This window comes from Streptomyces sp. NPDC033131 (genome assembly GCF_055578365.1).
Map to the genome: position 1 here is coordinate 33,049 of NZ_JBVIPA010000030.1, position 8,431 is coordinate 41,479.

Sequence of the window (8,431 nt, forward strand, 5' to 3'; positions counted from 1 at the left end):
GGGCCTGCCTCACGTCTCACGGGGCGAAGAGGCCGGCCCGTTCGATGGCGCGAGGGTGGGGAGACAGGGGATGACGCACAGCAGTGTGCACGGGGAGGGGACGCGACCGGGCGTCCGGCACGCGAGTGGGGCAGGGCGGGAGGACGGCCGTCGTGGGGACGACGGCGACGGCTCCGGCAGACCCGACGGTTCCCCGGGGGGCGGGCACGGCGGGCGGCGCAGCCGGCGCCGGGCCAAGGCCAAGCACCGGGTGCTCCGTTGGTCCGCGACGACCCTGGCGGTGCTGATACTGGGGACGGCCGGCGCCGGATACCTCTACTACCAGCACCTCAACGGCAACATCGAGAAGGGCCGGCGCAGCGGCGGCGACTCCAAGGCGCGCAAGACCGAGGCGAACGCCGACGGGCAGACGCCGCTGAACATCCTGATGCTCGGCTCGGACAGCCGTGCGTCCGACGCGAACGTGGCGCTCGGCGGCGGCAAGGACACCCGGGGCAACCCGCCGCTGGCCGACGTGCAGATGCTCATCCACCTCTCCGCGGACCGCAAGAGCGCCGCGGTGGTGAGCATTCCGCGGGACACCCGGGTCGACATCCCGGCGTGCAAGGACCCGGACACCGGCAAGACGTACCCGGCGACCAACGACATCATCAACAGGACGCTGGGCCGGGGCGGGGCCGGCTGCACGCTGACCACCTGGGAGAACCTCACCGGGATCTACATCGACCACTGGATGACGATCGACTTCGCGGGCGTGGTGAGCATGGCGGACGCCATCGGCGGCGTCGAGGTCTGCGTGAACCAGAACGTGTGGGACCACCCGCTCCCGGGCGTGCCCGGCGGTTCCGGCCTGAAGATGAAGGCCGGCAAGAAGAAGGTCGAGGGCAAGCAGGCCCTGCAGTGGCTGCGCACCCGGCACGCCTGGGGCAGCGACCCGCTGCGGGCCCGGGCCCAGCACATGTACATGAACTCGATGATCCGCACGCTGAAGGACCAGAACGTCTTCACCGATGGCGGCCGCCTGATGGACCTGGCCGAGGCGGCCACCAAGTCCCTGAAGGTCTCGGAGGAGATCGGCACCGTCAAGGACCTGTACGACCTCGGCACGCAGCTCAAGACGGTGCCCACGGACCGCATCACCATGACGACGATGCCGACCGTCGAGGACAACGAGGACGTGAACCACCTGCTGCCGGCCGGGGCCGACGCCGAGAAGATGTGGGCGATGCTCCGCGACGACGTGCCCTTCGACGACAAGGGCGCCAAGGGCGGCAAGCGCGCGAAGGCGGACGCCGAAGCAGCGAGCACGGCCGACGCCGCCAAGACCACCGACGACCCCGCCGCGGCGAACGACCAGATCGGCGTGCTGGTGCAGAACGCCACGCAGTCCGCCACCCTCGGCCCGGTCAGCGGCCGGGCGGGCGAGATCGCGCAGGCCCTCGTGGGCAAGGGGTTCACCAAGGCGACGAAGGACACCTCGACAGCGCTCACCGAGGCGCGGACCCTGGTGCGCTACCCGAGCGCCGAACTGGCGGGCGACGCCCAGGCGGTGGCCAAGTCCCTGGGGATTCCGGCGGGTTCGGTGCAGAAGTCGACGGACGTCTCCGGTGTCACCGTCGCCGTCGGCGCCGACTGGCGTTCCGGTACGGCGTATCCGAAGCAGAAGACGCCTCAGGCCGGGGACCTGCCGAGCAACGCCGACGCTCTCAACGGCTCGGAGACCAAGTGCATGGACGTGTACCCGCCGTACCGTTGGTAGCGCCCTGCGCCGATCGAAGAAAGCGGGGAAAGTTCACTCGCCGCCGAATCGTGCGGATAGTGTGAGCGATCCAGTGGGGAAGGCGCTTGCCCTGACGGAGGATTCGGACAACCTTGGACGCACCAGGCCGTGAGCGGGCGGAGCACGTCGATCCCGCAGACCAGTGGGTACTCAATCCGAACACCGGCGAATACGAACTGCGGCTGACGCCCGCCGCACCGCGCCGGGCCGTACCGCAGCCGCGTGGCGGCCGTTCGGCGCCTCCCGCTGCCCCGGGCCGCGAGGTCCCGCCACCGCGCAGGCGGGGGCCGGTCCCCGAGGAACCGCTGCCGGGGCGGCGTGGCCGCCGCCCGGTCAAGAAGACGTCGAAGGCGAAGAAGACCCTGTTGTGGACCGGCGGCAGCATGGCGTTTGTCCTGGTCGCCACCGCGGGCGCCGGCTACTTGTACCTCAAGCACCTTGAGGGCAACGTCCGGACGACGGACGTCGGCGACGCGGGCGCGAGCAGTTTCAAGAAGGACGAGGCCTTCAACGTCCTCGTCATCGGCACCGACAAGCGCACCGGCGAGGGCAACGACGGCTACGGCGACGCCGGCAGCGTCGGCCACGCCGACACCACGATCCTGCTGCACGTCTCCAAGGACCGCTCCAACGCGACCGCGCTGAGCATCCCGCGTGACCTGATCGTCGACATCCCCGAGTGCCCGGCCACGAAGGACGACGGCACCGAGGTGACCGTGGCCGCGCAGCAGGGTGTCCGCTTCAACCGCAGCCTCGGCGAGAGCGGCCGGGACGCGGGCTGCACCATGCGGACGGTGAAGGAGGCCACCGGCATCCAGCCGGACCACTTCATGATGGCCGACTTCAACGCGGTCAAGACGCTGACGACGGCGGTGGACGGCGTCGATGTGTGTGTGACCGAGGCCGTCAACGACAAGCAGTCGAAGCTCGTCCTGCCCAAGGGCGAGTCCACGGTCGAGGGCGAGCGGGCCCTCGCCTTCCTGCGCACCCGCAAGAGCTTCGGCAACAGCGGTGACCTCGACCGCATCAAGGTGCAGCAGCAGTTCCTGGGGTCGCTGATGCGCAAGATGTCCTCCAGCGACACCCTCACCAACCCCAAGAAGCTGCTGAAGCTGGCCGAGGCGGCCACCAGCGCGCTCACCGTGGACTCCGCGATCGGCAACGTCACCACGCTCAAGGACATGGCCCTGGAGCTGAAGCAGGTGCCCACCAAGAACATCACCTTCGCCACCATCCCGGTGGTGGACAACCCAGCCGAGGAGATCAAGGCGACGGTGGTCGTCGACGAGACCAGGGCGCCCCAGGTCTTCGACATGATCGTCAACGACGTGTCGTTCACCGAGGTCAAGGCGCAGCAGAAGAAGGAGGCCGCCGCGGTCGCCGCCCGCCTCAAGGGCACCAAGGCGGACGCCTCCGAGGTGCGGGTCCGGATCCTGAACGGCGGTGCCGCGTCCGGCAGTGCGCAGAAGCAGCTGGACTGGCTGCAGAACAGCGCGGGCGTCATCAAGTCGGAGAACGCGGGCAACGCGGACGCCGACCAGGCGAAGACGACCATCGAGTACGCGCCGGACCAGGCCGACCAGGCCCGTCGGCTGGCCGACATCATGGGCCTGTCGGGCTCGGCGATGAAGCCCGGCGAGAGTGTGACCAACTCCCAGGGCCAGCCGACGATGACCCTGGTCCTGGGCAAGGACTTCAAGGGCGCGGGCGTGAAGATCAACGGCGCCTCGGCCGAGACGCCGGACGTGGAGAAGTCCACAGCCGACAAGGTCGTGTGCGCGAGTTGACGCTCCGTGCGCGTCAGTTGCCTGCTCAAGCGGGTTGATGACGCTCAGACGCGTTCGTTGACGACTCAAGCGCGTTAGTTGACGAAACAGAGCAACCTGACGGGCCCGTCGTATGTCTCCAGGACGTACGGCGGGCCGCGCCATGGCGCGAGGGCGGGATGGTCGGGGAGGACTCGAAGTGACGCGGAACAGTGTTCGGGATGTCGAACCAGTCGCCGGGCAGGTCGGCGTCGCCGGCGACAGCCGGCACGGCACACGCCGCCCACCGCGGGCGCGCCGGCTGCTGCGCTGGTCCGCGACGACCCTCGCCGTGCTGATACTGGGCTCGGCAACCGCCGGTTACCTCTACTACCGGCATCTCAACGGCAACATCAAGAAGGACGAACTCAACCTCGGCGACAACAAGGTCGCCGAGCCGACGCCGAACGCCGCCGGCCAGACCCCGCTGAACATCCTGCTCATCGGCTCCGACGCCCGCGACACCGAGGAGAACCAGCAACTCGGCGGCGCCCGCGAGACGTTCGGCTCGACGCCGCTCGCGGACGTGCAGATGCTGGTGCACCTGTCCGCCGACCGCTCCAACATGTCGGTCGTCAGCATGCCCCGGGACACCCTCGTGAAGATCCCGAAGTGCACCGACCCGGACGACGACGAGGAGTACCCGGCGAGCGAGGGCCGCGTCATGACCAACCGGAGCCTCGGCCATGGCGGCCCCGGCTGCACGGTGGCCACCTGGCAGGAACTCACCGGCATCCACATCGACCACTTCGTGATGGTCGACTTCGCGGGCGTGGTGTCGATGGCGGACGCCGTCGGCGGGGTCCCGGTCTGCGTGGACGCCAACATCCTCTCCCGCGACAGCCAGGGCCACGGCTCCGGTCTGAAGCTGGAGAAGGGCACCACGCCGGTGAAGGGCGAGCAGGCACTGCAGTGGCTGCGGACGCGTTACGGCTTCGAGGACGGCAGCGACCTCGCCCGCGCCAAGGCCCAGCACATGTACATGAACTCGATGGTCCGGACGCTGCGCGAGAACGCCACCCTCAGCAGCCCGAACAAACTCCGCAAGCTCGCCGAGGAGGCCACCGAGGCCCTCACGGTCGACCCGGGCCTCGACACCGTCAAGAAGCTCTACGACCTCAGCAACGAGCTGCGCCGGGTGAAGCCGGAGCGCATCACCATGACCACGATGCCCAACCGGTACGTGGGCGCCCGTGTCGAGCCCACCGAGGACGCCGAGCAGCTGTTCCGCCTGGTCCGGGAGGACATCGCGCTGGACGGCAAGGACGGTGAGAAGGCGAGCCCGGCCCCGTCGGCGACCGCGTCCGGCGACCAGGCCGCCGCCGACGACGAGATCGGGGTCCTCGTACAGAACGGCACCCGCACCGACACGCTCCGCGCGGCGTCCGGACGCGCCGGCACGGTGGCCGGGCTGCTCGTGGAGAAGGGCTTCACCAAGGCGGACGCGGACACCAGGTCGGCGCTGAGCGAGGACCGCACGGTCGTCCGCTATCCGAGCGCCGAACTGCGGGGCGACGCCGAGCGGGTGGCCACGTCCCTCGGGATTCCGGCGAGTTCGGTGGAGCGGTCGACGGACGTCTCCGGGGTCACGCTCGTCGTGGGCGCGGACTGGCGTGACGGTACGACGTACAAGGCGCCCGAGAAGGACGACACGACCCCGGAGTCGGCGCAGGCACTCAACGGCGCCGACGAGGACGCCTGCATGCACGTGAACCCGGGGTTCACCTGGTCCTGAGCCGAGCCCAGAGCCGAGCCCCGAGCCGGGCCCCGAGCCTGCGTCAGGTGGTCAGCTCGCCGGCGCCCGTGTGGACCGCGGGGCGCCGGCTCGCGATCACCTTGCGGGCGAGCGAGCGCGGGCTGGTCAGGAAGCCCCAGCCCCACGACATGTGCATGGTGGCGAGGGCGACGGGGATCTGCAGCCGTGCCTTCAGCGGCAGTCCCCTGCCCGCGGGGACGGACCCGAGGGCGATCGCCGCGAGGTAGCCGCCGGGGACGACGAGGGCCCACGGGCTGACGAGGGCGCCCAGCACGATTCCCGCGCCGATCGCGCACACCGCGGTCGGCGGGGCGAGGTAGCGCAGGTTGATGGAGCCCTCGTGGTAGCGGGCGACGACGTGCCGCCAGCGGCCGTAGTCCTTGTACTGCTTGGCGAGGGCGCGCACGCTCGGCCGGGGCCGGTACGACACCTTCAGCTCGGGCGAGAACCAGATGAGCCCGCCCGCCTCCCGGATCCGGAAGTTGAGCTCCCAGTCCTGGGCGCGGATGAACTCCACGTTGTACCCGCCCTGCTGCTCCAGCGCCTCGCGCCGGAACACCCCGAGGTACACCGTCTCGGCCTGGCCGGCCTGCCCGCCCGTGTGGAAGGCGGCGTTGCCCACGCCGATCTTCGAGGTCATCGCGGCGGCGACCGCGTGCTCCCAGTCGTTCTCACCCTCGGCGTGCATGATGCCGCCGACGTTCTGCGCGCCGGTCTCCTCCAGGAGCCGTACGGCGGTGGTGATGTAGTTCGGCGAGAGCATGCCGTGGCCGTCGACGCGCACGACGATCGGGTGCCGGGAGGCCTTGATCGCGGCGTTCAGCGCGGCCGGCGTACGGCCGGTCGGGTTCGGCACGGTGTGCACGCGGGGGTCTTCGCGGACGAGCTCGGCCGCGATCTCGTCCGTACGGTCCGTGGACGGACCGAGGGCGATCACGACCTCCATCTCGCCGGCGTACTCCTGCGCGAGGATCGCTTGGACGGCTCCGCGCAGATGCCGCTCCTCGTCGAGGACGGGCATGATCACGGACACGGCGGGGAGCTGCACGTCGGGCTTGGCGTTCATAGGGCCCAAACGTTACCGCGAATGGGGGACACGGGTGCGCCCTGCCCGGGGCGGTGCACCGGGCAGCAGATCGTATGGGCCTACGGTGCTCACGATCCCACGCACGCGGAGGTGTCCCCCATGCCCACGCCGCCCCGCTCCCCCGCCGCCCGGCCCCAGCGCCGCCCGCAGCCACCACGGTCGGTGCGACCCCCCGTACGACGGAAAAAACCGCGCTGGGCCATGCGGGCGGTGACGACGCTCTCCGTGGTCGTGCTCGCCGCGGCCGGGATCGGCCACGCGGTGGTCACCAGCCTCGACGCGGACATCGCGCGGGTCGACCCCTTCAAGGACATGAAGAACCGCCCGAGGGCCGGTCACGGAATGAACGTCCTGCTCGTCGGCACGGACGGCCGCGACAGGATCGGCGAGGCCGAGCGGCGCAAGTACCGGCTCGGCGGCGCCCCCTGCCGCTGCACCGACACGATGATGATCGTGCACATCTCGGAGGACCGGGAGCGGGCGAGCGTGGTGAGCCTGCCGCGCGACTCGTACGCCGTGACGCCCGCGCACACCGACCGGACGACCGGCAAACGGCACCACGGACATCCGCTCAAGCTCAACGCGGCGTACGCGGAGGGCGGCCCGCAGCTGACCGTGCGGACCGTCGAGAGCATGACCCGGGTGAAGATCGACCACTACCTGGAGGTCGACTTCACCAGCTTCATGAAGACGGTGGACGTGCTCGGCGGGGTCGAGATCTGCACCACCGAACCGCTGAAGGACACCTACACCGGCCTCGACCTCCCGCCCGGCACGCACACCATCCGGGGCGGCCAGGCCCTCCAGTACGTCCGCTCCCGTCACGTCGACGGCGCCTCCGACCTCGGCCGGATGCAGCGCCAGCAGCGCTTCATGGCCGCCCTGATCGACCGCGCCACGTCCTCCGGGATCCTGCTGAACCCGATGAAGTTCCGGGACATCACCCGGGCCGTGCTGGGCTCCGTACGAGCCGACAAGGGCTTCGGCACGCATGAGCTGCTCGACCTCGGCCGGGCCATGCGCAGCTTCTCCCCCTCCTCCTCCGAGTTCACCACCGTGCCGATCGGGCAGATGGGATACGCCGTCAAGGGCGTCGGTTCCACGCTGAAGTGGGACGCCCACAAGGCCGGCGAACTCTTCCGGTCCCTGCGCGAAGACAGACCGCTGACCGTGCGCAAGCAGCGGGGCGAAGCCCTTCGCGTGGACGTCGCCCCTCAGCAGATCCGCGTCCAGGTGGAGAACGGCACCGCCACGGCCGGCCTCGGCAAGCGCGTGGACGCGGCGCTGGCGTCGACCGGTTTCCGTACGACGCGCCTGCCGGTCAACGCGGCCGACCGCACGGTGAAGCGCACGGTCGTCGCCTACGACCCCGGCTGGGACCGCTCCGCGAAGTCCCTCGCGGCCGCGCTGCCGGGCAGCGAGCTGCGGGCGGTGAAGGGGCTGGGGGCGACGCTGAAGGTGATCGCCGGGACGGACTTCCAAGAGGTGCGCAGGGTGCGGGCGGCGAACCCGGCGCAGGGCACGTTCGGAGTGATGCGGGGCGACGAGGCGCTGTGCCCGTAGGTCCGCGGTTTCGGTCATGAACCTCGGCGGCGTGCTCCCCTGTGACCCGGCTGGGGCGGTTGTCGGGCGGCCGGGGCGGTTGTGGAGTGGCCTGAGCAGTCGTGGGGTGGCCTGGGAGCAACTGGCTGGCCTGGGCAGTCGTCGGGCGGCCCAGGGGTCTTGAACGGCTCGGGCGGTCGTAGGCGCCTGGGCGGTCGTCAGGTGGCCCGTGAGTTGGCCCGGGCGGTCGTGACGTGACCCGACGGGTGGCGGGCCCGGGCGGTCATGGGATGGCCCGGGCGGTCGTAGGCGGTCCGGGCGGTCGTAGGCGGTCGGGCGGTCCTAGGCGGCCCGGGCGGTCCGGGCGGTCGTTTGATGGCCACAGGGACCATGGAGGGCTCGGGCCGTCGCGGTGACCCAGGGCGGCCTGGACTCGCGGCCAGGGCGGAGACCGGATGCCA

5 protein-coding genes are annotated in these 8,431 nt (G+C 70.7%); 4 read left to right on the top strand and 1 reads right to left on the bottom strand.

What is annotated here, in order from left to right:
• Positions 1–70 precede the first annotated feature (70 nt).
• The 3 genes from ACZ5XS_RS31280 (at position 71) to ACZ5XS_RS31290 (ending at position 5,320) form a co-directional block, all read left to right on the top strand.
• A complete protein-coding gene (locus ACZ5XS_RS31280) occupies positions 71–1,759 on the top strand; it encodes an LCP family protein (protein ID WP_468656959.1) in 1,689 nt (562 codons plus the stop codon).
• Between the two features lie 113 nt (positions 1,760–1,872).
• Positions 1,873–3,567 (top strand): LCP family protein, encoded by a 1,695-nt coding sequence (locus ACZ5XS_RS31285; protein WP_468656961.1) that lies wholly within the window; start codon positions 1,873–1,875, stop codon positions 3,565–3,567.
• Positions 3,568–3,709: 142 nt separating this feature from the next.
• Entirely contained in the window at positions 3,710–5,320 is a 1,611-nt protein-coding gene (locus ACZ5XS_RS31290) for an LCP family protein (protein WP_468657088.1), read from the top strand.
• Positions 5,321–5,363: 43 nt separating this feature from the next.
• Here ACZ5XS_RS31290 and ACZ5XS_RS31295 read toward each other — a convergent pair whose 3' ends face one another.
• Complete coding sequence (locus ACZ5XS_RS31295) at positions 5,364–6,407, bottom strand: glycosyltransferase family 2 protein (protein ID WP_468656963.1); 1,044 nt, start codon at positions 6,405–6,407, stop codon at positions 5,364–5,366.
• Positions 6,408–6,527: 120 nt separating this feature from the next.
• Here ACZ5XS_RS31295 and ACZ5XS_RS31300 point away from each other — a divergent pair, with 120 nt between their 5' ends.
• Entirely contained in the window at positions 6,528–7,991 is a 1,464-nt protein-coding gene (locus ACZ5XS_RS31300) for an LCP family protein (RefSeq protein WP_468656965.1), read from the top strand.
• The last annotated feature ends 440 nt before the right edge of the window (positions 7,992–8,431 follow it).